Source organism: Shewanella violacea DSS12 (assembly GCF_000091325.1).
Taxonomy (GTDB): domain Bacteria; phylum Pseudomonadota; class Gammaproteobacteria; order Enterobacterales; family Shewanellaceae; genus Shewanella; species Shewanella violacea.
On the sequence record NC_014012.1, the window covers coordinates 2,573,680 to 2,597,410 of the forward strand.

General features: G+C 41.5%; 24 protein-coding genes and 1 pseudogene. 5 read left to right on the forward strand and 20 right to left on the reverse strand.

Features of this window, described 5'->3' with window-relative positions; genetic code table 11:
* Window positions 1–4 precede the first annotated feature (4 nt).
* On the reverse strand, window positions 5–220 hold the full coding sequence (gene sctF / locus SVI_RS10535) for a type III secretion system needle filament subunit SctF (RefSeq protein ID WP_013051520.1): 216 nt from the start codon (window positions 218–220) through the stop codon (window positions 5–7).
* Between the two features lie 10 nt (window positions 221–230).
* Complete coding sequence (locus tag SVI_RS10540; RefSeq protein WP_041419871.1) at window positions 231–929, reverse strand: helix-turn-helix transcriptional regulator; 699 nt, start codon at window positions 927–929, stop codon at window positions 231–233.
* Between the two features lie 537 nt (window positions 930–1,466).
* Between SVI_RS10540 and SVI_RS21475 the strand changes: the two genes are divergently transcribed.
* The gene (locus tag SVI_RS21475) at window positions 1,467–1,634 is read left to right on the forward strand and encodes a hypothetical protein (protein WP_157608687.1); all 168 of its coding nucleotides are present in this window, start codon (window positions 1,467–1,469) and stop codon (window positions 1,632–1,634) included.
* 33 nt (window positions 1,635–1,667) lie between these two features.
* On the opposite strand, the gene SVI_RS10545 is transcribed toward SVI_RS21475, so the two are convergent.
* The 15 genes from SVI_RS10545 to SVI_RS10615 form a co-directional block, all read right to left on the reverse strand.
* Window positions 1,668–2,735, reverse strand: coding sequence for a hypothetical protein (locus SVI_RS10545; protein WP_013051523.1), 1,068 nt, complete (start codon window positions 2,733–2,735; stop codon window positions 1,668–1,670).
* A gap of 37 nt (window positions 2,736–2,772) precedes the next feature.
* Window positions 2,773–3,327 (reverse strand): type III secretion chaperone, encoded by a 555-nt coding sequence (locus tag SVI_RS10550; protein ID WP_013051524.1) that lies wholly within the window; start codon window positions 3,325–3,327, stop codon window positions 2,773–2,775.
* A gap of 171 nt (window positions 3,328–3,498) precedes the next feature.
* A complete protein-coding gene (locus tag SVI_RS10555) occupies window positions 3,499–4,899 on the reverse strand; it encodes a hypothetical protein (protein ID WP_013051525.1) in 1,401 nt (466 codons plus the stop codon).
* 4 nt (window positions 4,900–4,903) lie between these two features.
* Window positions 4,904–5,368 carry a type III secretion system chaperone gene (locus SVI_RS10560; RefSeq protein WP_013051526.1) on the reverse strand — a complete coding sequence of 155 codons (465 nt, stop codon included), beginning with the start codon at window positions 5,366–5,368 and terminating at the stop codon, window positions 4,904–4,906.
* 110 nt (window positions 5,369–5,478) lie between these two features.
* On the reverse strand, window positions 5,479–5,862 hold the full coding sequence (gene sseE, locus SVI_RS10565) for a type III secretion system effector protein SseE (RefSeq protein ID WP_013051527.1): 384 nt from the start codon (window positions 5,860–5,862) through the stop codon (window positions 5,479–5,481).
* 220 nt (window positions 5,863–6,082) lie between these two features.
* Window positions 6,083–6,718: a type III secretion system translocon protein SseD gene (gene sseD / locus SVI_RS10570; protein WP_041419874.1), complete on the reverse strand. Its 636-nt coding sequence runs from the start codon at window positions 6,716–6,718 to the stop codon at window positions 6,083–6,085.
* Between the two features lie 12 nt (window positions 6,719–6,730).
* Complete coding sequence (locus SVI_RS10575; RefSeq protein ID WP_013051529.1) at window positions 6,731–8,215, reverse strand: type III secretion system translocon protein; 1,485 nt, start codon at window positions 8,213–8,215, stop codon at window positions 6,731–6,733.
* Window positions 8,202–8,675, reverse strand: a complete 474-nt coding sequence (locus SVI_RS10580) for a SycD/LcrH family type III secretion system chaperone (protein ID WP_013051530.1) — start codon at window positions 8,673–8,675, stop codon at window positions 8,202–8,204. Before SVI_RS10580 ends, SVI_RS10575 begins: the two co-directional genes overlap by 14 nt.
* A gap of 10 nt (window positions 8,676–8,685) precedes the next feature.
* A complete protein-coding gene (locus SVI_RS10585) occupies window positions 8,686–9,495 on the reverse strand; it encodes a secretion protein EspA (protein WP_049791069.1) in 810 nt (269 codons plus the stop codon).
* A gap of 45 nt (window positions 9,496–9,540) precedes the next feature.
* Window positions 9,541–10,116, reverse strand: coding sequence for a type III secretion system translocon protein SseB (gene sseB / locus SVI_RS10590; RefSeq protein WP_013051532.1), 576 nt, complete (start codon window positions 10,114–10,116; stop codon window positions 9,541–9,543).
* Window positions 10,117–10,162: 46 nt separating this feature from the next.
* Entirely contained in the window at window positions 10,163–10,552 is a 390-nt protein-coding gene (locus SVI_RS10595) for a hypothetical protein (protein WP_013051533.1), read from the reverse strand.
* A 91-nt stretch (window positions 10,553–10,643) separates the two neighbouring features.
* Window positions 10,644–10,835 (reverse strand): hypothetical protein, encoded by a 192-nt coding sequence (locus tag SVI_RS10600; RefSeq protein WP_013051534.1) that lies wholly within the window; start codon window positions 10,833–10,835, stop codon window positions 10,644–10,646.
* A gap of 9 nt (window positions 10,836–10,844) precedes the next feature.
* Window positions 10,845–12,053 (reverse strand): type III secretion system inner membrane ring subunit SctD, encoded by a 1,209-nt coding sequence (sctD, locus tag SVI_RS10605; RefSeq protein ID WP_013051535.1) that lies wholly within the window; start codon window positions 12,051–12,053, stop codon window positions 10,845–10,847.
* Between the two features lies 1 nt (window position 12,054).
* Window positions 12,055–13,530, reverse strand: a complete 1,476-nt coding sequence (locus tag SVI_RS10610; protein WP_013051536.1) for an EscC/YscC/HrcC family type III secretion system outer membrane ring protein — start codon at window positions 13,528–13,530, stop codon at window positions 12,055–12,057.
* Complete coding sequence (locus tag SVI_RS10615) at window positions 13,527–13,925, reverse strand: hypothetical protein (RefSeq protein WP_013051537.1); 399 nt, start codon at window positions 13,923–13,925, stop codon at window positions 13,527–13,529. Before SVI_RS10615 ends, SVI_RS10610 begins: the two co-directional genes overlap by 4 nt.
* Window positions 13,926–14,157: 232 nt before the next feature.
* Between SVI_RS10615 and SVI_RS10620 the strand changes: the two genes are divergently transcribed.
* Window positions 14,158–16,959: a hybrid sensor histidine kinase/response regulator gene (locus SVI_RS10620; RefSeq protein ID WP_013051538.1), complete on the forward strand. Its 2,802-nt coding sequence runs from the start codon at window positions 14,158–14,160 to the stop codon at window positions 16,957–16,959.
* Between the two features lie 8 nt (window positions 16,960–16,967).
* On the opposite strand, the gene SVI_RS10625 is transcribed toward SVI_RS10620, so the two are convergent.
* Complete coding sequence (locus tag SVI_RS10625; RefSeq protein ID WP_013051539.1) at window positions 16,968–17,612, reverse strand: two component system response regulator; 645 nt, start codon at window positions 17,610–17,612, stop codon at window positions 16,968–16,970.
* Window positions 17,613–18,004: 392 nt separating this feature from the next.
* On the opposite strand from SVI_RS10625, the gene SVI_RS10630 reads away from it, so the two are divergent.
* Together SVI_RS10630 and SVI_RS10635 are read left to right on the forward strand one after the other, a co-directional pair.
* Window positions 18,005–18,439: a LexA family protein gene (locus SVI_RS10630; protein WP_172634461.1), complete on the forward strand. Its 435-nt coding sequence runs from the start codon at window positions 18,005–18,007 to the stop codon at window positions 18,437–18,439.
* A 134-nt stretch (window positions 18,440–18,573) separates the two neighbouring features.
* On the forward strand, window positions 18,574–19,827 hold the full coding sequence (locus tag SVI_RS10635; RefSeq protein ID WP_013051541.1) for a Y-family DNA polymerase: 1,254 nt from the start codon (window positions 18,574–18,576) through the stop codon (window positions 19,825–19,827).
* Window positions 19,828–20,515: 688 nt separating this feature from the next.
* Here SVI_RS10635 and SVI_RS10640 read toward each other — a convergent pair.
* Both SVI_RS10640 and SVI_RS21895 read right to left on the reverse strand, forming a co-directional pair.
* On the reverse strand, window positions 20,516–20,815 hold the full coding sequence (locus SVI_RS10640) for an antibiotic biosynthesis monooxygenase family protein (RefSeq protein WP_013051542.1): 300 nt from the start codon (window positions 20,813–20,815) through the stop codon (window positions 20,516–20,518).
* Window positions 20,816–21,105: 290 nt separating this feature from the next.
* Window positions 21,106–22,063: pseudogene (locus tag SVI_RS21895) on the reverse strand (transposase).
* 474 nt (window positions 22,064–22,537) lie between these two features.
* Between SVI_RS21895 and SVI_RS10655 the strand changes: the two are divergent.
* On the forward strand, window positions 22,538–23,731 hold the full coding sequence (locus tag SVI_RS10655; protein ID WP_013051545.1) for an efflux RND transporter periplasmic adaptor subunit: 1,194 nt from the start codon (window positions 22,538–22,540) through the stop codon (window positions 23,729–23,731).

Sequence of the window (23,731 nt, forward strand, 5' to 3'; positions counted from 1 at the left end):
CAGACTAAATTTTTGAAATGATGCCTTGGATCATATCTTTGACCGCCTTAATCATCGCGCTTTCATAGGAAACAAAATTTGAGTATTGTTGCATTGAAAACTGCGCTTTTATCATCTTATCCGGGTCATTTAGATCCCCAGCAGACATCTTTGCTTGTACCTCTTGGGCCGAACGTGTCGATAACTGAGACAGCTGATTAACGATAGCGCTTAAGTCCATGAAAACCTCCTTAAGCTAATGTTGAACGGATAGCCTTAGGGCTACAGTGAAATCTTTTTTTGAAGGAGTCAGTGAAATGCGAATGATGACTAAACCCGCTATCCAACGCGATATCTGTGACCTTTTTTTCAGTCTCTAGCAACAGATGACGGGCGTAATTTAAGCGACGTTCTAACAACCATTGCTTGGCTGAAGTACCGTAGTTTTTATAAAAAAACAAATTAAGTTTATGTACCTCTACCTGTAAGTTTTCCGCGAAACGGGCCACTGACCAAGGCTGCATAAAATGCACCTCCAGATAACTCAGCATCTTATTATTGTGAGCGAGAAAATAGCGCAATAACCCCGAGAAATAATGGTTATCCATACCTAAACAATAGGTAAAGATAAATGTCATTAATAATCGTCGACTGCCCTTAAGCTGTTCAATCACATTGCTTAATTCATTAAATACCGGCATTGCTTTAAAGGGAGCTATTTTAAATGGTTCACTCTGGTCTGCTGGGCTGAGCAGATCTGCTACCTCATTATATAAAGCGTGTAACTCTCCTGGATAACAGAAAAGATGCAGCCCACTTTGACGCTCTTCCATCACAACACTCACGTCACTAGAAGTGACAACGAGTTGTTCAGCTGCAATAGCTAAACTGTGTCCTTGATAATGTATCTTTCCAGCCTGTCGAAACAAAATCACCTGTATCTCACTCATAAAGAAAACCCTCAATCAACCTAAGGTTCATTGTGAGACAGAAACACAAGTATCAACATCAGGTGTTAACCTGAGATAGTCAAAACACAAGCTAAAATGCACACCAGTATTAACTTGCTAAACACCTAAGGGTTATCAATAGTTTGAGGTATTGACAAAAAACAGGTGAATATCCGCACTTAATTAAGCTTTTGGCACAAGTATGTGAAAGTCGTCAGCGCAGCATAATTTTGGGGGCAGCATTCAAGGCCAATGAATAAGGCAATGGTGATCTATTTTTAACACTCGAACAATCAATCAACTACATATTAAATTTCAATACCACATTTCAAGAAACCTACGACAATACACATTCGAAACATCTGAACTAATCGATACCAATAACCAGGGCGCGAGCACACTTTGAATAATTTTCAACCAAATAATAGTTGAGCACGATATTCATCATTCCAGCCTTCTTTTTTGAGCTTGTTTCGTTGACTCGGCTGATTTGGTAGCTTAATTCATTAATGTTAATAATTACTAAGGATTTTACAGATGCAGTGTTGTATAGAAAAACAATTAGAGGATATGGGGATTCCTCCAAACTTCGGTCTTAACGGTCTATTTTCCTTCAGTCTAAAACGAGATGATGGTAGTGAGATCTTAGTCACCGTGTTTCGAGACTTTAATGAATTTAATTACATTTCTTACATTACCTACTGATCAAGTATGTAATGTAAGAAAACCATCAATAAACTAATGAAACTGGCTGGCTTGCTCGGAAATTCTTTCAACGCTTTCTATCAAACTCACACGTACATTATTTTGCATCGAGATTTCACGTTCAGCAGAACGCAGTTTATTATTGCTATTTTGTAGATGTGCACGTAGTTCAAAATTACTTTCTATCAAGGTATTACGCACATTATCTTGCATCAACGTTTCTTTTTTTGAATTATGAAGATCTATTTTTAGTGCAGACTTATCTGCTTTAATTTCTTTTAAGTCACGACTAAGATCAGCATTGATTTGTTTTAAATTAGTTGTTCTATCTGCTTGAATTGCAGATGCTTTAACCGCGTGATTGCTTTTAATTCTATCACTATTAATAACAGATACAGTTTTTATAACTGCATTACCAGCACCACCAATAAGATTAGGCGTTAAATGTGGCTTTGGCAGATTGTTTTTCCACCCTAGGGCACTTGGAACCATAGTCGTGACAGTTGTGACAATTGCAAGTCCAAGTCGAGTAAAACTAGAGGCATTTTTTGCTGACTCTATTGCTTCAGCCTTAACATGACCCTTTAACTCTTCTGGTCCACGGCTTTTAATACTATAAACCGCCCGACCGATAGAGTCAGATCCCATCGGATTAATTTTAGTTGCGGCACTTTCCGGTCGCTTATCCCACGCATCTTTAACTGCAAATACTGTATCTGCGACTGAGATTGTGAATTGGGTAGCAAGTAATCCAATGGACGATTTTATTGCCGCATCTTCATAACCAGAAATATCCTTGACATCATTAGCTAAACACAAGCTTTTCACCGCCAAGCCTAATGATACACCATTCACAGTCAACTCCATCAACCTGTTACCAATCATACTTTTAGCGGTTTCATAACTTAACTCAACCTCTCTACTTTTCAATGCTAACTCGTCAGTATCTGGTTGCACTTGTTCATCTACATTTGGTTGTAAAAGTGCTTCTTCAAGTGGTATTTCATTGTGTTCGAATCTCTGATTTTCTATGTCATGTTGGTCATGTTCTTGATTATGCTCAACCGGATTGTGTATATTTATAATATTTATTCCACACATAATTAAACCCTCTAAAATTAATTACACATTCCCAACATTAGGTCATAGAAGCTAGCAGCTTATCCGCCATCAATCCTATCTCTCTATATTTCGTATCGCTATAGCTTTGCTTAATAGAAATCCTCAAGATTTCCATTGCATACATCTCATCACTAAGATGAATTAAACACTGTGCCATACGAAATGTAATACCTGGATTAAACCCATCCAAAGAAAATGCGAAATAATAAAATGTTAATGCATTTTCACATTCATTAAGCCAGTGATATGTTGATGCTAACGCCATATGATTTCGTGCAACCATAGGTTGAGCTACCAATAAAGTCGAAAAATATTCTAGTGCTTCCTCTGGTAAGCCGGCATTATATTTTTCCAAGCCTAACGCATATGTATCTTCTAATTCTTGCTCAGTGATACCCGCGACTTCAGCTAGAGTAATGTGTTTATTCAACATCCGGTCTAGCCAACCAGCTAACTCTTTTCCTATGTTTTCATCCATTTGTTCTAATGTTTTCTTTCCCGTTAGCAGTTGCTCTAGTGGCTCTTTAAGATCTTCATAATATAAATGTTGGTCTATCAAACTTGCTTCCATATTGACCTCTTAAATATCTATTTACTTGTTTAAAAACAAGGTTAATATTAAAAAACAAAGTACCAATGACGAATTTAAACTCGATGGAATGTTGAAGGGAGTTAACCTAATTAATAATCTCCTCCCATCAACCTTATGCATGCCAAAGTCTATTTGCGATGAATAAACTGACTAGTTCTGAGTAAAACCTTTCATGCCGTCTACCACTATTTTTGTCGCAGCATCTTCATAGGCTATCGCCCCCATATCACCTGACTGAGGATCATTAGGTTCAATGCCTTTCCTAGTGTCGGTAAAAAAACTTCTTTGCTGAAGACCTTCTTGAGATTTATCATTATCATATTGTTCCTGCCCCGCTTTTGTGTATGAAAATGGCGTTGTCAATTTCATACTTGCTTCGAGTGTCTCTAACGCAGAATGCAGGCCATTTCCGATCAAAAAAGCATTGGATAATGCAACTCTTGAAGCCTGTGATCTACTCGTCACCGCACTATCGTCTTTGCTCAATACCTTCATAGTTGTAACAATTTCATGGGGTGATCCAGACATATGTCCCATGAACGGCTCTGTAGTATTTTTAACCCTTGAGTTTGAGATCAGTGCTTTCTGAGGGGACATAGGCGCGATATAATTCTTTTCCCCTGGTTCACTTGCATTTTTTATTTTCGCTCTGTTATCGGAAGTTTTACCATAATCATGTATACCAGTTCTTTCATGTTTTTCCTCTGTACGTGATCTTTCTTGTTTCTTATTAGGTCCCACTTTTTTAGAGTCAGCAAATACCTTGCTTGTCTCTATATCAGTCTTCATGTTTGGAAACTGCTTTAATGTTTCATTACGAATCGTTTCTTCCTGCTCCACTGTTCTTCCTTTTACCCCTGTTGTAGCACCGGTATCAGCAAACAGTGCGCCTAAGTCACCTGAAAGTGCAATGACTGCGGTCCTATCCATTACTGTGACATGTTCTGATTTACTCATGACTCTGTGTAACACCTCCATTGCTTGCTCTGCAGATTTGCCTTTCAAGCTCCCTTCTTCACCAATAAGCCTGTTGAAAAGAGCGCTCTTATCTTCCACATTCAACGAATTTGCCAAATTGTATAAACCTTCGGCGGTTTTACTTAGCTGGTGTTCAGTTATAAAATCAGGCTCTCTTAAAAGCGCCCTTGCTGCCGATGTTTGCTCCAGTGCAAGATTTCTAGTATTTGAATCAGTGCTAGAACGAGTGGCCGGATCTACTTTAGTATTTGGATCAGTGCTAGAACGAGTGGCCGGATCTACATGTGTATTTTCATTTTCGCTACCGCCTGTGTATAAACGGCCTAATGCAGCTCCTATTATGGCCCCACCGCCAGCCACAACAGCAGTAAGCTTCGATGATTCGACATTAAAGACACTACACAAACCTAAACCAATCACACCACCAGCAAGCATTGTCATTCCAGTTAACAATGAAGACGATTGTTGAAGATCATTTCTCACCGTGTTTATTGCAGCGGAATTGTTCTCGGCAGTCTGTGTAGCTGCTAAGCTTATTGTACTGCTACTTTCTATATGACTTATACCAAACATAATGTTAGCCCCTCAAAGTAATAAATTGTTCAGTTGACTGTTTATTTTCAACCTTTGCATAGCCGTCATTCATCATCTCCATGATATATTTTTGCCATTTTTCACAATTGCCGACAAAATTTATAAGTAAATTTTGTAAGCGAACAAAATCTATTGTTTGAATATTTTCGATATAGCCAAAATATATTTTTCTGTTATCTGGCGAAACTGATAAGGTGCCGCCACCGGTTCCAATCCAATTAAAATTCTCATGTAACAAATTAAGAGCTATTTTTTCATTACACACTTCAGGCAACTCCCCTACTATTCCTAATAAGGTTAGTTGTTCACCTTCATCAATATATTGTAACTTAACTGTTATATTTCTATTAAAAGTCAACCAACAGGAATTTTCTTCATCATGGATCATATTTTCAATACCATAAGCATTATTAAGTTCTTGAACTAATAAATTAAAACGTCTCATCATATTATTCCTTACATGTGGCTTGAGCCGGCAAACCGGCTTAACATTTATTTTGGCCGAGTCATATATCACTTCTAAATCTTGGCTGGTGAGTCCTGCTATTTCGACTAGTGCTAGTACACCAACCAGGTCCCATCGGCTTGATGGACCTCTTTAGCCCCTTGTTTTATCAACACATTCTGTAGCGCTTTACGTGCCAGCCCCAGAGCCGGTAGGCATGCATCATGGATAACCATCCCCCGAATTTGCTTAATTTCTGGCACCCTATGACGTATCAACTTTAGCTGCTCGACCAGTTGAGATACGGCACTACTGATCCCCGTGTTATTGCCTTTACTGGAAAAGTCACAGATAGTCAGCGTATTGTCATCGACTCGGTAAACCAGTGACCAATGTTGAGTATCCCAACTCTTTCCCCACTCAAATTGGCTGGATTCAAAATAAGCAGAGCTCACTTCTATGCCCTGCTTAGCTAAGTACAGTGTAACTGGATCCATAATGAGCTCCTTTTGGTGCACTCACATCAAGATTTAATGAATAAACCATTAAAGAAAAATAGCGTGAGGCTCTCAGTGTTTCCACTTCTGTGTTGCATTGACTTAAAAGGGAATAACTATTTCCTCATCAATGCGCCTGGAATTGAAAAATAATGAGAGTCTCTGAACTGACCAGATACTTATATGGAATGGTATAAGGATCAGCTGACCTCTACTGACGCTAATTATGCACAGCAGAACTAATGCGGCCGTGTAGATCAACTAGATCTTTGATCATTGATCGCATCTGTTCTGAGATCTGCTTGGCTTTATCATTAAGCTCATTGGCGACCTTAATATAGTTCTGCGCACTCTGCTCCTTGAAATTTCCGCGCGCTTTCGCAAGTTCAGCATCTTTAGTTAAACCAGCGCTAGCCATAGTACCAATACCTCCCATGCTTTTTCCGAAGCCACTTCCTAACCCGGATGCCAAAGCACTCTTCTCTGAATTTAATTTGTTTAACCCATAGTGCCCAGCGGCCCCAGAACCGACTAAACCGACTAAGCCCGCACCAAGCTGCATACCACCTGTCATCATTGAGGATTTATAGGCCTTATCTATAGATTCACGCTTATCCTTCATGGCGGAAACTTGCACATCCCAGCCCAACGACTGTTGCTTAATGTTGTGCTCCTGCATTACGTTACGCAGCTTTTTAAACATCTCAGCCAACTGCACCATAAGCTCGTTGATCTGGGAAATGGCCTCCATATTGCCACTACCACTACCACTGCCGATATCGTCACTAAGGCCACTAACTTGTGATTGATTCTTAACCGCTGAATTTTGAGTTGGAACATTTGTTATGTCTGTCATGGTAAACCTCACTTATACTGTTGAACCTGCAATTTGTGCCTGTATTGAACCATTCTGGCTTATCGCCTTACTGGCCCCCTCTAAACTATCCCCTTCCTTATTAATAAGGTCTTTGATAGATTTCATCTGCTCAGCCTTTGCTTTGTCATACCAGTCATGGCAGAATTCAAGGAAATCCTCTTTCAGGATCAACTCCTCAATCTTTTTCTGCAGCTTGGCTTTCTCAATAGCAATTGAGCCTTGAGTTATATCGTTCCCAGCCTCAGCCGTCCCACGCACTATTTCTAAGGTCGTGCAGGTACAAGCCTTGATTGCTGCCTTTATCACCTCAGAACGAACTTCTTTAACCACCTGTTTTGTGATATCTTCGGCTGTGATTTTAACGCCTTCCTTGATTGCTTTTTTACCGACATTTTCAACTGACTTAGTGACCAACTTCTCGATGGATTCCTTGCTAAAAGCATCCACCAATTGGCTTAAAATCCTCTGCCTTAGTGTTTTTTCCGTCTTCTGTGCAACTTCCGTTGCGACCTTCTCAAAACTCTTACCCAAATTTTCAAGCACTTTATTTGCAACACTGTCAGACACCTGCTTCCCTATATCTTTGGCTACCTCTGTCATGGCCTCTGATGACTTACTCGCAATCGTCTCCAGTAGCTTACCCGCGCCCTCTTGCACCGCTTTTTCAGTACCTTTTGCAATGCCACGTGCAGCCGAAATCGCTCGTCCAGCCTGAAACATATCCAAGGCCATAGCGACAACTTCGCAGCCAAGTTGGACCTTAGACGCAACATCGATAACGCTTTGCCATTTATCTCTATCGGCACCACACAATATGGCAGTTTCTGCAGCAGCCTTGACCATGCCGGCCACCCCAGCCCCCAAATATGCGGTGCCATCAGCTATATCCAAGGCACCGCCAACAACATCCCCCATGGCACAGCGCAACCCCCCTTCGACGAGTTTGATTGCGCCATATATCGCTTCTGCTGCACCGACAATCCAATCAAACACCGCCCCAAATATGCCTCCTTTTTGAGCTTTATCGGCCTGCTCAACTGCTTTGGCTAGTTGCTCTTGAAACTCATCCACTTCCTTATTACGAAGGAACTCCTGAGTCTTACTCATAATCTTTTGGGACTTCAATGCCGCATTAGCAGTATCGGCAAAGGTCGATATACTTAGGTTCGTCGCCATCAGAACCATGGCATTCATAGGGGTATTTTCTAAGCTTGATAAGATGTTTTTTTCGCCCACATTACCATTCGAATCATTCGCTTTATTATCAAAGAAAAGCACTAAAATACGCTGTAACGCTTTCTCCGCCTGTTTCACCGTCACAGGAAGCTGGTGTTCTCCGTTTTGATTGGTCTGATATAAACTTGCCATTCCAGACCAATCTGGTAGCTTAGTCTTTGATATGTCACTGGCTCGCTTAGTACCGTAGTTGCCGTGGAGCTGGGCTATACCTAACTCTGAAACACTATTGAGTGACATAAGCGTTCTCCTTAGTGAGTGTCGCTAGCCCTTGCTGCGCACTCGCTGCAATACCACCACTTTCAGGGTGACCTTGGCACCAGCGTAAGCTGGCATTGAAGCTTTTTTCTGCATACTCTTTATTGCCTAATGCGATATAACTTAATCCCGCATGGTAAGCCGGAAGAGGGTTATCGACTTTGATCATACCTGCTCGCCCTAAACAGAAAATGGCTTCTTCATGTTCACCTAATTGCTGACAACATATCCCCAGAGAGAATAAATAGTCATAACTCCACTGGTCGATCCGCATTAAGAGATAGAAAATTCGTTTAGCCCCTTGCAGATCCCGGCAAGCCATCAGTTGCAGTGCATATTGATATAAGACATTAAGATCAGCCTGCTCCACATCAGCCAGCATACGTAAAGAGCCACCGCGTTGAAGAAAATGTTCCAGTACTTCAAATTCTTGCTGTTTCATCTTCTACTCCTTAGCGTATGTTCTGAGCTATCGACTTGTTCATCTCGGCTAGCATGGTCTGCATGCTGTTAAGTAAACTGACCGTCACATTGTAGGTCTGCATGATTTTCTGTAACTGCAGCTGAGACTGAGACACAAAATCTGTCGCTTTACTCGACTCTGTCGCCAGCGCTGCCTTGACCTCCTTTAACTTACCTTGATCTAATGTTCCTTCATCTCCTCCATCAGCCCCAGCGAGTGTGTCAGCAATCTTTTGCATATGAGCTTTACTGATCTTCTGCCCATCACGTTCACCGACTTCAGGAAGATGCCATATGTAGCTGGTACAGCTCTGCCCATCTACTTTAATCCCCTTTTTATCCATATACTTAACAACGTCATCCCAACTTTTACATTGCATTCCATCTGAATCTGATTCGTCTATTTTTCCTAACAGTTTCTGAAGAACTACAGCCGACGGAGCGTTTTTCCCCAGGTAGTCATCAATTGATAGGTTGCCGATTTTAATATCGTTTTTACGCATGTAATCGACAACCTCAGGTGGGAGATTTTCCATGGCGCTAGCGCCGCCTTTAGCTGCTTCTGCAATCACAGCATCCACTTTGTTGGACATCGATTGCGACTCACGAGCCACGGCAGCTTTTTCCTTCATTTCACCATATTTGGCATCCGCCATCTCAGAGAGCAGATTCATAAACATATAGAGCACCGAGATCCCGCCAGAGAGCACTGAATCTCCTCGAGCAGCAATCTGATGTTTAATCTCCTCAGGTTGCTGAGAGTTAGTAATACTGGTTCCTTGATTCGAGACATTTGTCATATTCACAATAACGACCTCCAACAAAATTTCAGGTTAGGCGGAGAATTAGCGTATATTCTGAGCGATAGATTTATTCATCTCAGCAAGCATGGTTTGCATACTATTCAATAAACTGACCGTCACATTGTAGGTCTGCATGATTTTCTGTAGCTGCAGCTGAGACTGAGACACAAAATCTGTCGCTTTACTCGACTCTGTCGACAGTGCCGCTTTCACTTCTTTTAACTCACCCTGATCTAATTTTCCGTCACCATCAGAGTTATTAGCTGTCATGAACTCATCAATAGTCTTACCTTCGATTTTAATATTATTTTTCTTCATATAATCAATAACATCAGGCGATAGCGTCGCTGTAGTATCAGGACCGTCCTTTGCACAGTCTGCAATAGCCGCATCCACTTCATTGGACTTAGATTGCGACTCTCGAGCCACGTCAGCTTTATCCTTCATCTCACTATATTTGGCATCCGCCATCTCAGAGAGCAGATTCATAAACATATAGAGAACCGAGATCCCGCCTGAAAGTACTGAATCACCCCGTGCTGCTATCTGATGCTTAATCTCTCCAGACTGTTGTGAATTGTGAATGCTTGTACCTTGGTTTGAAATTGGCATATCCATAATAAATTCCTCATTGATTGTATTTAAAATATAATTTTATTTAACACTATAAGTATTTTCGTATTTTCTTTGGTTTAAGATTTATTCCTTTCCCCCCCTCCGCAGTAGCATTTACTTCAGATTTAAAGGAATTTTTATCACCCTCTTCGATTTCTATCTCCCCTAATGTTGAAAACTGCTTTTCTAAAGATTTAAAGTGGACTTCTAATTCACCTACTTTATTCATTACTTTCCCTTGAACTAATTCAAAACCTTCCGGGAATGCCTTTTTCAACTTAATCAGTTTCGCCATAGCACTGGTATCTCTAGGCGATCGTTCTACAAGTTGATTTATTTCATTTTGTAAACATTCAAACTCTTTAAGCTCGTTACCTAAAGCTGTTTTACGCCGATTAAGATCGTCCATCACTGATTTAATATCACTAAACATATCCATAACTATCTCCTTAACTTCATATTAAAAGATTCAAAAAATGATAATATCGAAAAAATAAAAATACACACAAAAAGTGGTCAGACCATTATATTTATTTTTTATAACGACTAAATAGTATTTCAACCACCTCCTCAGCAGCATCGACAGCTTCGCTAAAAAAACTGTTATCACCAGCTAAATCACCACATTGATAACTAACCATGTTATTTAATCTCTCCTGATACGCTTCATAAGTTTTACTGCCATGTTTAATATCTTCTTCTAACTTCGTAATTCTAGGCATTTACGCCTCCTATATAATTATTGGGATATGTACTATCTCACCGGCGCGAATTAAATCCATCCCATTAATATTCATGAAGCTTATTGTATAACCAATACTTAAATCACTCCCCACTGATAACCTAGAGCCATCTTCTAATTCAACAAATGGGAACTTAGTGTTTCCACCAAAACTAACAATCTGTGAATTAAAGAACTGAATAAGTTCATCTCTAACTGGAATATTTTGAAATACCAATTTAAATCCACCTGGATAACTCAAGTTTAATTTAGTTGCAACACTCATAACCTGCCGTTGCTTTTCTTCGCTGACTTTACCTGTGAGTACTAAAGTATTATCTACTCGCTTCACCACAATCCCAGTAAGTAACTGGTCTTTTCTAAGAATAGTGATCAATTCCTTTATCTGTTTATTGACTTGACTAGAAACATTCCAGCTAATTAATCCAGGCAAACGATTAAAATCATCGACAGTTTTATTCCAGTCCTCGCCAGCACTAATTGCACCAGATATATTGACACTCCCAAGTTCGCCATTAAGGTTTACAACGGCGTCTGAAAATCCATTTTGAACTAATATCTGCTTCACATTTGACAACAGCTGATCGCCACATAAGGTATGGTCCATAAACACGACCCCATGATTACTTAAATCACTTAATAGATCGGCCATTTGCTGCTGCTCTTTACAATAGCCACTTAAGGTAGCCACACCTGAATCAGACCAAGAGACCTTTATGCTTTTCAAACCACTTTGATTAAGCTCCCTTGATAACCATTGACTCGGTGTTAACACAATCTGTAAGTGTGATTCCTCCACTGGTGAAAACAACACAAACAACAAAACCAATAAAGAAATTAACGATGTGAATCCCAGAAAAAATAATGGCCCCCCCCTAACTAACATGTGCTTAGGAACACCCCTTATGGCGAGAACATCATCATCTTTACCCACCAAAATAGCGATATCATCTAATTCAATAACCTGATCTAAGGGGAGAAGTGTTAGACCCTCAACAGGTTTACCATCTACCCATGTTGGGACCTCTTTTGATAGGTGCACCCCCTCTTCATCAATGAATAACTCTAACTCACTGACCTCAGATAATATGGCAACAATATCGCCATCAGGGCCTATGGTAATACTGCCTAAAGGTAAACTGAACTCACGTCCTTGAAGGGGCCCGTTTAACCATAACAATTTGTATTTTGAAGACATATTAATCTCCTTGGTTAACCGGTTCCGCTTTGATTAGAAACAGACGCATCACGCTTTGTGTATGATGTTCAGTACTTCTAAATAAGCCTCCGAGTAAGGGAATATCACCCAATAGGGGAATCTTGTGGTCAGATGTTTCATCTCTGTCCTGTACAAAGCCACCAATCAACAGACTTTCACCTGATTTAAGGATTGCCTGAGTTGATATTTCTGAGTTCTGTACCTGAGGGAGGGGATCACTTCTACTCACAGCCTCACTTTGTTGGCCGTCCTGTATATTCAGATTGAGCATCACGGCTGTATGACCAGATTCCTCGATTAATCTAGGTGTGACTCTGAGTAACGTCCCCGTAGTAACCGATTCTAATTTCGCCACTTTATCCCCCTCTAACTTGGTGTAGAAAGTGACATTTTTATCCAGTACAGCCTGAACATTATTTAAGGTCACCACAGAAGGGTGAGATAACACTTTGGCTTTTGAATTTTTCTCCAGCGCATTGAGTTTCACCATGAAATTTCCAGTGTTACCAATGACAGTGGAAATATTTTCACTGCTTGTATCGCTGTTGAAACTTACTGAGCCATTGCCTAATTGAGCCGAAGCCGACCAATCGACACCTAGTTGTTTAAAATCTGATGCATCGATATCTAGGATTGAAACCGAAATTTCAATCATCGTTGGCTTGTTATCTAACTGCTTTATTAATGATGCATAGGTCGTAACATCTTGGCTGCTTCCCCGTACAATAATGGCATTTCGACGAGAATCAGCAGCAAAGACAGGGCCACTGACATTGCTCACAGTACCCGAAACAGCATTGGCAACCTGATTACCTAGCTCCATCTCTTTAAGTACATTCACTAATCCAGGAATTTTTACAGACTGTTCGCGGTATTGGTATACAGAGTCGGTAGCCGATGCATATTTTAGAGGGTAAACCCGTACAATCTCTTTTGTCTCGGCGACTTGTTTGGCATTAGCATCGAGTTGCTTTGTAAACTTAGTGACATTCTTAATACACGCAGGTACACCAGAAACTTGTAGACCACTAATCCCCGTCATCGGCTTTGTTTTACAAACCCCAGCCTCAAGCATACCGGCCGCTTTAATATACTGACTGGCTCTAACTGCTGACAGACTCGTTAAAGAGAGGATTTCATTCGTAACCTCACTCACTTTATAGACGAACAAGACTTCATTGCTGTAATACCAAACCAAGCTATATCGGCGACTTAATTCTTTGATAATTTGTTTTGGTTCTTGATGCTGAATTTGACCAATAAAGGTATCGGTGATCTTGTTACTGACTGAAATTGGGACTCCATAGTTATTGGCAAAGTCCTGTAATACTGATGACAAAGCAGTACCACGACTCAGCATCACAAAAGGCTCACCTTGCCACTTTATAGACGCTAGCGGCGTTGCATATGCAAAGTTGAGATTGAGCAGTAGCAGTAACAAAAACAGTTGCTTCATACCACTCTCCCAACGATAGACGCACTATGCTGCTCTAGTATTTGGCCTCTGTCTTTCTCGAGAAAATTAGCTAGCGCTTGCTGAAATAACAAGGCTTGATATAAGGCGTCTTCATCCTGGCTTTCATCATAATAACGCCATAGAATCCATTCATTATTCTGATACTCTAATCCGCAATCTCGCGCCTCCTCACAAGCTGCGAGTACCAAGCTCATGTGCCTTAACCAATCGCTCTCAGTCTCTATTGGTACATTTATCACTACCCCAATCGATGCTGACTGATTAAGCTCAATAACAGCAGCTTTTCTCTTACCTAACTGCCATGTCATTTTCCCTTGAGCTAATGTTGATACGAGAAGCCCATAATTAACCAACCTATCTATCATTTTCATCACACCTTGCTCTCTTCTATGGAGTAAGTATGTAAGCGATGGGATGATTACCCCATCAGGTGAACACCTGAAGTAAAACGCAATTTAGGAGTAAGTTAAGGTATAAGTTAAGGGAGACTAAACAAAGTTTGGTGGGGAGCTGTTAACATTAATGAATAAAAACTCAATGCAAGCACGTAATTATTAAGGTATTTTCTATAACCACATGAGAGCTGCAAAATAATGATGAGAAAAGATGAAGAAAATTAAATGGAAAGCTTCCTTAGTCACTAAGCTCACAGTGTCATTTACCGCCGTGCTCATTTGTCTATGGATCATGATTGAGTTCCTCTCATACAGCAACACATTCAATCGTATTCTGGATAGGAACCTCATAGCCTATGGAGAATTAAGCGATCTAAAATCAGAAGTTAGCAATAGCCTATTTAGTGGCGCTAAATATGATGCTATTCAATTCGATCAGCGATTACATCAATTCTCTTCAATAGATAAGATCAATGCCTATGAAATAGTTGCCCGTTACTTTCCTTTATCAGACAAAAAAAATACCCAAAACGATACCTTGAGTATGTGGATAACCCAAACTTTTGGTAATGCGGGTCAGCATCGATATATAGACAGCTTTATCTTTCAACCCCATAAAGGGGTCTCAATTTATGCTTCAACATATGCTGATAAAGCGTACTTTCAGAAAAGGTTTAACGAAATAAAACAACTGACGAGTCAACAGACTGTTGACGGTTATCGCTGGGGTCAGCCCATTTTTGACAAAAAGTCAGGCATTTACTACCTCTTATTTAGTTATTCGAGTGATCACATAAACCCTAACTCCCCCCAGGTCGGGTTTGTGATTAATTTAACATCGACGATAAGCTTAAATACCTCATCAGAATCCAGCGCAAAGAGCTTTTTCATGACTAGTGAGAGTGAGATGTTCTCTAAATCAACTCTGAGATTATCACCAAAAATCTTAACCACGCTAAAAAATGAATTTAACGACCCCAATAAGAAAGAAGACAAAAGTATCCCTCACCCCATTGAGCAGTACTACATTATCAAAGAGCACATCAAAGGGCCCGGATGGCTACAGGTCACATTGGTATCAAAAACATTTCTACAAAATTTAGCCCTCACTCCTTTTTTCAGTGAGCTTCCCTGGTCACTTCTCGCACTGGCACTTATGGCTTTTGTTTTATTGCATGTATTGCGAATTAATCTAACAAAACCGATAGGTCACTTTGTGAGCATCATTAATGGCGACGCTCAGCCCACCTTCGAACGGCGTCTACCTGAAACCCGCCAGGATGAATTAGGCCAGATAGCCAAGGCCTATAACCATTTACTCGATACAGTGAAGGAAAGCCATGACGTACTTGAGAAAAAGGTAGCCCAAAGAACCCATGAATTGGCCATCACGACCCAAGAGGCTGAAAAGGCGAATATGCGAAAGTCTGAACACCTTACCGATATCAGTCACGAAATTCGGACCCCTCTCAATGGCATATTAGGTTCGTTAGAGCTATTGCGTAATACTCAATTAGACGCTAAACAAGCCGATCTTGGTGACACTGCTTTTCACTGTGCAAGTTCACTTTTAGCCATTATCAACAACTTACTCGATTTTTCACGCATTGAAGCCGATCAAATTGAGCTTAACTATCAGCTTTGCTCCATATTCCAATTAGCCGACAACGCTATGCTCACCATACAAAATAGAGTGATAAATCGCCCAATTTCACTCGAATGTATTGTGAATGCCGATGTACCAGAAAAAGCACTATTAGACCCCTTGAGAGTGAGGCAAATATTAGTTAACTTATTAGGCAACTCCGCCAAATTTACAGAAGACGGCTATATACTTTTACGTATAGAAGTCGTTGAGAATCATCTTTATTTTAGTGTTGAAGACACAGGTGATGGGATAGCGATTCAAGATCAGCAACGGATATTTGAACCTTTTGCTCAAAGCTGCCATCACAAAGCAGGCTCAGGACTTGGTTTGCCTATTTCTGCAAAGCTTGCCCTGAAGATGCAAGGCCAGCTAACCATGTGCAGTACTCTTGGTTACGGGAGCACTTTTATTTTAGATCTGCCTCTCACTGAAGCCAATGCTCCGCTCACTTTGCCACCTGAATCCATCATAGCCCCCTTAGCTTTACACAGACAATTATCCTTATGGGGCGCTGTTCCGATTGAGGGGGACAATGAAGAGCTGTGCCATAAGGAGCTGGCCCACTTGCCAGCCAGGCTATGGCAGCGCCTTCATGAGATCCGTTACAACTTACCTCAAGAACAGACGAATAACACACTAAATTTACTTCCTTGGAAATTGAAAATTCTCTTGGTCGACGATGTCGAAACGAATAGAAATATTATTGGCATAATGTTAGCCGAATTAGGCCAGCAAGTATTCACGGCCAGCAGTGGTAAAGCCGCATTACAAAAAGGACAAAGACATATCTTCGATCTGGTTTTGATGGATATTCGCATGCCCGGACTCGATGGTTATCAAACAACACAAATGTGGCGTAACAGTGAAGATATTTTAGATACTGAGTGCCCAATATTTGCTCTGACGGCAAATGCTAACCCAATGGATCGTGACACCATAGAAGCCATCGGAATAAACAGCTATTTAACCAAGCCCGTTTCTTTAGCGCAGCTAAACAGTGCCTTGGAAACAGCAGCAGATCTGCAATTGGATCGCGATATGCCATTAGTGATAAATACCGATATCGATGACCCCATGATAGATTTCTCTCAGACAGATCTCAATTATAGACTCGCCGTTCATTTAACAGATATTGTCGAGCAAGCTAAACAGTTTATAGCCAATGAGGAGTGGAAACTCCTCAGTGATGTACTACATACAATTAAAGGCAGTGCCGGTTTGGCGGGACTTAAACATATTTTTGATACTGCAGTCGATTTAGAAGTCATTCTCGAAACCGAAGAATGTCTAAGCTTAGACGTATTCTCACCTCTGGAAGGACTAATTCAGGCACTCGCATCAGCACCAACGACCTGCACAGCCTAAGCTGTGCATTAACCAGCTAGCCTTTGAGCCCAATGAATTAGCTCTGCTACGTTATGTGCGTTGAGTTTACGCATTAAATTCATCCTATGGGTTTCAACCGTTTTCAAACCTATTACCAAGTCCTCCGCAATATCCCGGTTACGACGTCCCTCACAGATCAACTTTAGCACTTGCTGCTCTCTTGGCGTCAGCATAGGCATATCGCCATCAACGGCACCAATCAGCGCCTCAACTTGTTGTTCGTCTAAGCTAGAATCAATAAAAGTCTTACCTTTGCAAACTGATTTAATGGCGGCTAACAAGGTACTTTTCGGGCTATTTTTGAGTACGTAGCCATTAGCACCTACATCTAATGCTTCACGGGCACTCTTCTCTTCTACAGTCGCCGTCAGCATGATTATCATCATCTCTGGCCAACGTTGGCGTAACTGACGGATCACATCGAAACCACTCATACCAGGCAGTTTTAGATCCATAAACACGAGATCTGGCTTTAATTTTAAGCATTGCTCATATACCGCTAAACCATCTTCAACAAACCCCACCAATTCAAGCTCAGAATAGGGTGCCAGGCAACTACGTAATCCATCAAATATTAACGAATGGTCATCAACCACTAATATGCTTATCGACTTGTACTGGCCAAACGTCATAAGTTTATCTCCTGAATTGAGTTTAAGTTATCCGCTTTATCTAGATAACAGCAAACCGACCTTACTCGCAGCACGCGCAACAAGTAGATCTAGATCGCAAAATCAACATTTAACCGACTTAGATCGCAATTTTCGTATTTTGAAGGGGTTTCAGCTAAATTGTCAAGACTTTGTACCTAGCTAATGATGCTTCGAACAATAATGAAAGCTAGACAGAAACAGTAAATAGTTCGGTATAGCAGACAAAAACATCAGCATATAGAGCACAAAGAGAGATAAATCAGTGCCTCGTTAACGTTCTGGCAGCATAATCCCGAAAAAGATTGCCACCACTTAGATTACTGCTAAACTTACAACTGTATAAATATACAGTGTAGAGTTAAATGACCATGATGAAAGTGATTCCAATCTCAGCCAGTGCCGGAATAACCGGCTTCGAAAGTCCAGCCACCGACTATAAACAGCTTCCTTTGAGCTTAGATGAGCTGCTTATCCAGCACCCCAGTGCCACCTTCATCGGCCAAGCGAGCGGATGTTCGATGCAAAATGTCGGCATATTCGATGGCGATATCCTCATCGTCGACAGGCACGTCAAGGTACAAGATCAAGACGTGATAGTGGCAAATTACAACGGTAACTTTGTCTGCAAAATTATTGATACCAAAAGAAGAATGTTACTCTCGGCTAACGATGAACATCAACCAGTAGTCATACACGAGTACGACCAGTTCAGTGTCGAAGGTATCGTGGTGCGTTCGATACGCTGTCATCGGCCGAGTCCTCTGCTGATGAATAGCGCTGCCATCGAGTCGGTTTTTAACCGATGAATTTTATTGATGCTAGCGTCGTTACAGAGTGAGCTATAGCACCAGAACGAGCTCCAAAACTAATCAAGAACTTGTAGCAGAACTTATACCAGAGTTAATGGGTCAGCTAAATCAACTCACTCTAGGGGAAGATGATGTTCGCTCTCGTGGATGCTAATTCATTCTACTGTAGCGCCGAGCAGGTATTTCGTCCCGAGTGGCGTGGCCGGCCTATTATCGTGTTATCTAACAATGATGGCTGCATTGTCGCCGCCAACCGTCAGGCCATAGCGGCCGGGATCCCAAAGTTTGAGCCTTATTTCAAAGTTAAGGCACTGTGTGACCGCTTAGGAGTTATCGCCTTAAGTTCTAATTATGAACTCTATGGCTCATTGTCCGCCAGCATGATGGAAGTGATAGGCCGTTTTGCACCTGAGCAGCATGTCTACAGCATAGATGAATCATTCCTGTCATTTAAACACTGTTATCCAGCCATACCTTGCTTAGTGAAGCACGGCCACATCATACGCCGTGCGGTCTGGAAAGAGACTCGCTTACCTGTATCTATTGGCATGGGAAAAACCTTAACGTTAGCTAAGATAGCCAATCACGCCGCCAAGAAACTCACCGACTACAATGGAGTCTGTGTCATCGCTAATTCAGACCAAAGAAAGGCTATTCTCTCCCAGATAAAGCCCTGTCATGTCTGGGGCATAGGCCGGCGCTTGTCAAAGCAGTTGGATTTGATGGGAATAACATCAGCCTACGCACTATCTCAGATGGCACCGGGACTCGCCAGAAAGCAGTTCAGTATAGAGATGGAACGTACGGTGCGGGAGCTCAACGGTGAACCTTGTAAGGGCTGGGATCAAGCCAGAGCCGATAAGCAGCAAATCTTTTCGACCCGTAGTATGGGAGAGCGGATCACAGATTCAAACTCACTACAGCAAGCCCTCGGTAAACATGCAGGTATTGCCACCAGCAAGGCAAGAGCTCAAGGCTCCCTGTGCTCGGTGTTGCTTATTTTTGCCTCTAATTCCCCCTTCGATGAGCAGCCTACAGGATTTAAACTCACTCATAGATTTGCTTACCCCACCAATGACACAGGTGAAATAACCCAAATAGTGACTCAGATAGCCAAGCAGCAATTTAGAGCCGGGGTGCGTTATTACAAGGTCGGAGTTGGTCTCATCGATCTTATCAGTGAGTCACATAACCAGCTGGATCTGTTTGCGTCACCGAAAAACCCAGCATTAATGAAGGTCTATGACGCACTCAATCACAAATACGGCTCCGACTCTATATTTATGGCTGCCCAAGGGTTCACTGCAAAATGGCACATGAAGCGAGAATATCTCACCCCTCAATACACCACCAGCTGGCGAGACATCCCTAAGATCACTTGTTAATTAACTGACCATTTTTCAAATACAACATGACGACCCAAGCATGCAGCAATAGCAGTTATTCTGATAAAAAATGTAGAGATTAAGAGATAACATCCTGGAATATATCTATGTACATACGAGATATTTCTAAGAGTAATGGCTGATTTTCTGACTAGTAATTGATAGAGCTAAGAGATAACTCCCCTGTATGCATAGTCCACAACAAAGGCACCCTCTAAGATCAACTGCTAATGATAGTTCCCTTCTTATAGGGCCAAGTGGCATGTCACAGGTCTTCACTCAGCAGTTTTAAGCAACTAGCATCCAAGAGAAGCTAAAATCACTTACTCATAAATAGCAGATATTATCCACGGGCCAGATTAAGCATGCACTAAAGACTAATCGGTCCTCTTAAATTACATCTCCTTAAATTACCTGTGCATATATTATCAAGGAGTTGAGAAGTTCAATGCCCTAACAACACTAAACTGCACTAATTAACATTGCAGTATATGATCCACGAACCACACAAGGTATACACTAAAGGCTAACGAATACCCTTAAATCACCTGCAAATATATTGGCTAAAATGAGAGAGAACCTCCGCCCTAAACAGCACTAATTACTGGCGGGTCTTCACTCCACAAGAGCTCTTTAAAATGGCCTTACTAAGCTACTAGAGTAAAGTACTCAATTTACCGCTGCCAGCTTAAGTCGATATCACCACCTGATGCTTTTCAATCATAGGCCTGCCGGTAAAGGCTTCTTTAGGTAAGGGATTTTGATGTGATAACTTAAAACCCTCACTCTGGACCCAAGCCTCAAAAGCCGCTTCATCTTGCCAACTAGTGAAGACAATATAAGGTGCTCCCTCACTTACGGGTTTCAAGATCTGCATGGAGACAAACCCAGCTTGTTGGTCGATTTGACCCACACGCTGACGAAATCGATTTTCAAACTCATCTTGCCAATCCACAGCCACCGGAATACGGTTCGCGACAATAAACATAACCTCTCCTAATACAGACACCCAATATTCTAATATAGACATCCAAAATTATTTCAATAAAAAACAACCACTAGAAACATATAAAACTACAGCAAAACCAGTGTGCCACGACTTGTCTATATCATCAATTACCAGACATGATAAATAGACTATCTGAATGCATAACTCATTAAAAATTGTCGAGAATAACTAAAATGAAATAGGATAACAGAATCAGGAAAACCCAACATACCGCACTGATATTCGGCTGCATTTGTACGATTTAACTAAGGAATATTCGCGAATAAATACTAGGCGCTATCTAGCCATCGATGGCAATTGGCAGCACCTTGCCGGCGTTTGCGGTCAAGGTGTCCACAATACGCTGTTAACTCTTGGGTGTTGCCCACGGGCCCTTTGAAAATTTTGGTAAACTCTGTGGTCAGTTTTATCCAGTTTTCTTGCGGGATATTAAGTCTATTTAAAATATTAGCCGATTCTTGGCTCATAGAGCCTCGCTTATCAGCTCTGACTATTCGTCCAGTATCATCAACAAGTTGTAGATAATCTTTAGCACTGAACATGAGTCCTTTAGGTATTGCTTTATGCTCGTTGCCGACAAAGGGCAATAGTGTACTGGGCTGCTCACCTTGTATCGCTGCCTTAATACGCAGTTTAATGCTAGTAAAGTCTGAGGTTTCAGGTGTAGTAGCCATTTTAGCGCGGATAGGCCTATCTATTAATAAAGAGTGGACTACATAAGCCATACAGGCCAATACAGCTGCTTCGTCTAGAAGTGCTTGAGACTTGAACCTCCCCTCCCAAATCTGCCTTTACAGTTATCCTCAAGCTTAGCTTTTCTCGCTATGGGTTCATTCAGAGCACGCATAAACCAAGAGATATCCATCAAGCGTTGACGAAATTCAAAGATACAGTCTTCAACCGTTTTCAATTCATAGATATTAAGAATATCCCCTTAACAAGGCTCTGTGTCAGTAAAGTCCCCTTAAATAGCTTATGCCATTGAACTAATACTTCCATATTTGTCCAGGCCAATACTTGCTCTTTATCTATACACAAGACCACATGAAGATGATTACCAATAACGGCATAGGCACACACATCAATGGCAAATACTCCGGCTAACTCCAGCAATCTACTTTCGACCCAATCACGCCTATGTTCATAAGATTGATCACTATATTGATCAACCACGCACAAGTAAGCCCTTCTAACACAACGAGATACACCGTGATAATAATGACTTATTCTTAAATAAAGAGTTCCAAACTGACTAAAGCCTTTCTTGGTGTAGGCATAACTCAAACCTCAACAGCTCATGTTGGTTAAAGCCTAGTTCAAAAAATTACTCATTCAAATTTGGGGTGTCTTGGTTATTTTGATAATCTGCTTATATAAGAATGGATGGTGATACCGAATAAATTACGACTCAAAAATGAGATTTGTCTATACATGTTAATTTTATGCACATTCTTAGCTAGGAAATCTTGGCTTATAAAACAGAGTAAACATGTGTAGTTACATAGGTTAAGCCATTATTTTACGCGATGAGTAGCTAGCACAGACACGACACACAATTTTACACATTCAAGCTGTAACATTGACCCAATTCATTTAACATGTCGAAGTCAAAAAATCTTTCGCCAATGTATTAGATGGAAACAGGCACGTAAGCTTGTTCTACAAAAAATATAAATCCAGGCTTAAACAAGAGGAAGTGTTGTGGCTACAAAAAAACAGATTATTTTGCCTATTGTCGTATTATCCCTCGGGATAGGTGGTTTCCTTGCTATGTCAGCATTGAAACAACCGCCCCAAGAGAAGGAAGCGGTAGACAATACGCCTTTGGTCGCCGTTACACAGGTTGAATTCAACCCTATGACCTTTTCGGTCAGTTCCTACGGTGTGGTCAACGCAAAGTATGAGACTGAACTGGTTTCTCAGGTCAACGGTCAGATCATTTACCTGTCAGAAAGCTTCGTTCGTGGAGGCTTAGTTAAGAAAGGCGACATTCTCGCGAAAATCGATCCCAGTGATTACGATGCCGATCTCATAGATGCAGAAGCCAACCTAGCCTCGGCAAGAGCAACCTTAGTGCAGGAAAAAGCCTACGGCAAGGTAGCCGAAGAGGAATGGAAACGCATTAAAAACAGCGTGCCCTCTGACTTGAGTCTGCGTAAACCACAACTAGCCCAAGAGATAGCTAAGCTAAAATCTACCGAAGCCGGACTTAAACGTGCGCTACGTAATGTCGAGCGTACTGTGATAAAGGCGCCCTATGATGCCCTTATAGAGAGTCGCACCATTGGATTAGGTTCCTATGTCAGCATGGGGACCCCCCTGGGCAAGGTGTTAAGTACCCATAAAGCCGAAATTCGTTTGCCATTGGCTGATAAAGAGATCCAATACCTGATCAATAAAGGTAAGCATTCACAAGTGACGCTCGTTGCCGACTTAGGTGGCAAGCAACAGGAATGGACCGGTACTATTGTCCGTAGCGAAGGCGTTATCGATAAACTCAGCCGCATGACCTATCTGGTTGCCGAAGTCATAGACCCTTATGGTTTAGCGTCAAAAAAGAGCGAACTCAGATTTGGTACCTATGTTACCGCCAACATTGCAGGCATTGAGGCCGGTGATGTGACCGTTTTGCCGAGACACTTAGTGGTAAACGGACAAATTGCCGTACTCGATGCTGACAATAAGCTCACCTATAAAACCGTCAACATCATCCGTCAATTCGGTGCAGAAGTGGTGATTTCAGCAGGACTCGAGCAAGGTATGAATGTCATCACCTCCGCCCTGGATTATCCGGTCGAAGGTATGCAGCTAGCACTACCACAAGACAAACTACTGCAGCAAGACGACGAACCCGAAGAGTCTGAGACGCAACTCGCCATGGAAGAAAAGGAATAA

Excerpts from the sequence above, each read along its gene's own strand:
- sctF (WP_013051520.1), bottom strand. The coding sequence starts at position 220 with ATGGACTTAAGCGCTATCGTTAATCAGCTGTCTCAGTTATCGACACGT.
- SVI_RS10540 (WP_041419871.1), bottom strand. The coding sequence starts at position 929 with ATGAGTGAGATACAGGTGATTTTGTTTCGACAGGCTGGAAAGATACAT.
- SVI_RS21475 (WP_157608687.1), top strand. The coding sequence starts at position 1,467 with ATGCAGTGTTGTATAGAAAAACAATTAGAGGATATGGGGATTCCTCCA.
- SVI_RS10545 (WP_013051523.1), bottom strand. The coding sequence starts at position 2,735 with ATGTGTGGAATAAATATTATAAATATACACAATCCGGTTGAGCATAAT.
- SVI_RS10550 (WP_013051524.1), bottom strand. The coding sequence starts at position 3,327 with ATGGAAGCAAGTTTGATAGACCAACATTTATATTATGAAGATCTTAAA.
- SVI_RS10555 (WP_013051525.1), bottom strand. The coding sequence starts at position 4,899 with ATGTTTGGTATAAGTCATATAGAAAGTAGCAGTACAATAAGCTTAGCA.
- SVI_RS10560 (WP_013051526.1), bottom strand. The coding sequence starts at position 5,368 with ATGATGAGACGTTTTAATTTATTAGTTCAAGAACTTAATAATGCTTAT.
- sseE (WP_013051527.1), bottom strand. The coding sequence starts at position 5,862 with ATGGATCCAGTTACACTGTACTTAGCTAAGCAGGGCATAGAAGTGAGC.
- sseD (WP_041419874.1), bottom strand. The coding sequence starts at position 6,718 with ATGACAGACATAACAAATGTTCCAACTCAAAATTCAGCGGTTAAGAAT.
- SVI_RS10575 (WP_013051529.1), bottom strand. The coding sequence starts at position 8,215 with ATGTCACTCAATAGTGTTTCAGAGTTAGGTATAGCCCAGCTCCACGGC.
- SVI_RS10580 (WP_013051530.1), bottom strand. The coding sequence starts at position 8,675 with ATGAAACAGCAAGAATTTGAAGTACTGGAACATTTTCTTCAACGCGGT.
- SVI_RS10585 (WP_049791069.1), bottom strand. The coding sequence starts at position 9,495 with ATGACAAATGTCTCGAATCAAGGAACCAGTATTACTAACTCTCAGCAA.
- sseB (WP_013051532.1), bottom strand. The coding sequence starts at position 10,116 with ATGGATATGCCAATTTCAAACCAAGGTACAAGCATTCACAATTCACAA.
- SVI_RS10595 (WP_013051533.1), bottom strand. The coding sequence starts at position 10,552 with ATGGATATGTTTAGTGATATTAAATCAGTGATGGACGATCTTAATCGG.
- SVI_RS10600 (WP_013051534.1), bottom strand. The coding sequence starts at position 10,835 with ATGCCTAGAATTACGAAGTTAGAAGAAGATATTAAACATGGCAGTAAA.
- sctD (WP_013051535.1), bottom strand. The coding sequence starts at position 12,053 with ATGTCTTCAAAATACAAATTGTTATGGTTAAACGGGCCCCTTCAAGGA.
- SVI_RS10610 (WP_013051536.1), bottom strand. The coding sequence starts at position 13,530 with ATGAAGCAACTGTTTTTGTTACTGCTACTGCTCAATCTCAACTTTGCA.
- SVI_RS10620 (WP_013051538.1), top strand. The coding sequence starts at position 14,158 with ATGAAGAAAATTAAATGGAAAGCTTCCTTAGTCACTAAGCTCACAGTG.
- SVI_RS10625 (WP_013051539.1), bottom strand. The coding sequence starts at position 17,612 with ATGACGTTTGGCCAGTACAAGTCGATAAGCATATTAGTGGTTGATGAC.
- SVI_RS10630 (WP_172634461.1), top strand. The coding sequence starts at position 18,005 with ATGAAAGTGATTCCAATCTCAGCCAGTGCCGGAATAACCGGCTTCGAA.
- SVI_RS10635 (WP_013051541.1), top strand. The coding sequence starts at position 18,574 with ATGTTCGCTCTCGTGGATGCTAATTCATTCTACTGTAGCGCCGAGCAG.
- SVI_RS10640 (WP_013051542.1), bottom strand. The coding sequence starts at position 20,815 with ATGTTTATTGTCGCGAACCGTATTCCGGTGGCTGTGGATTGGCAAGAT.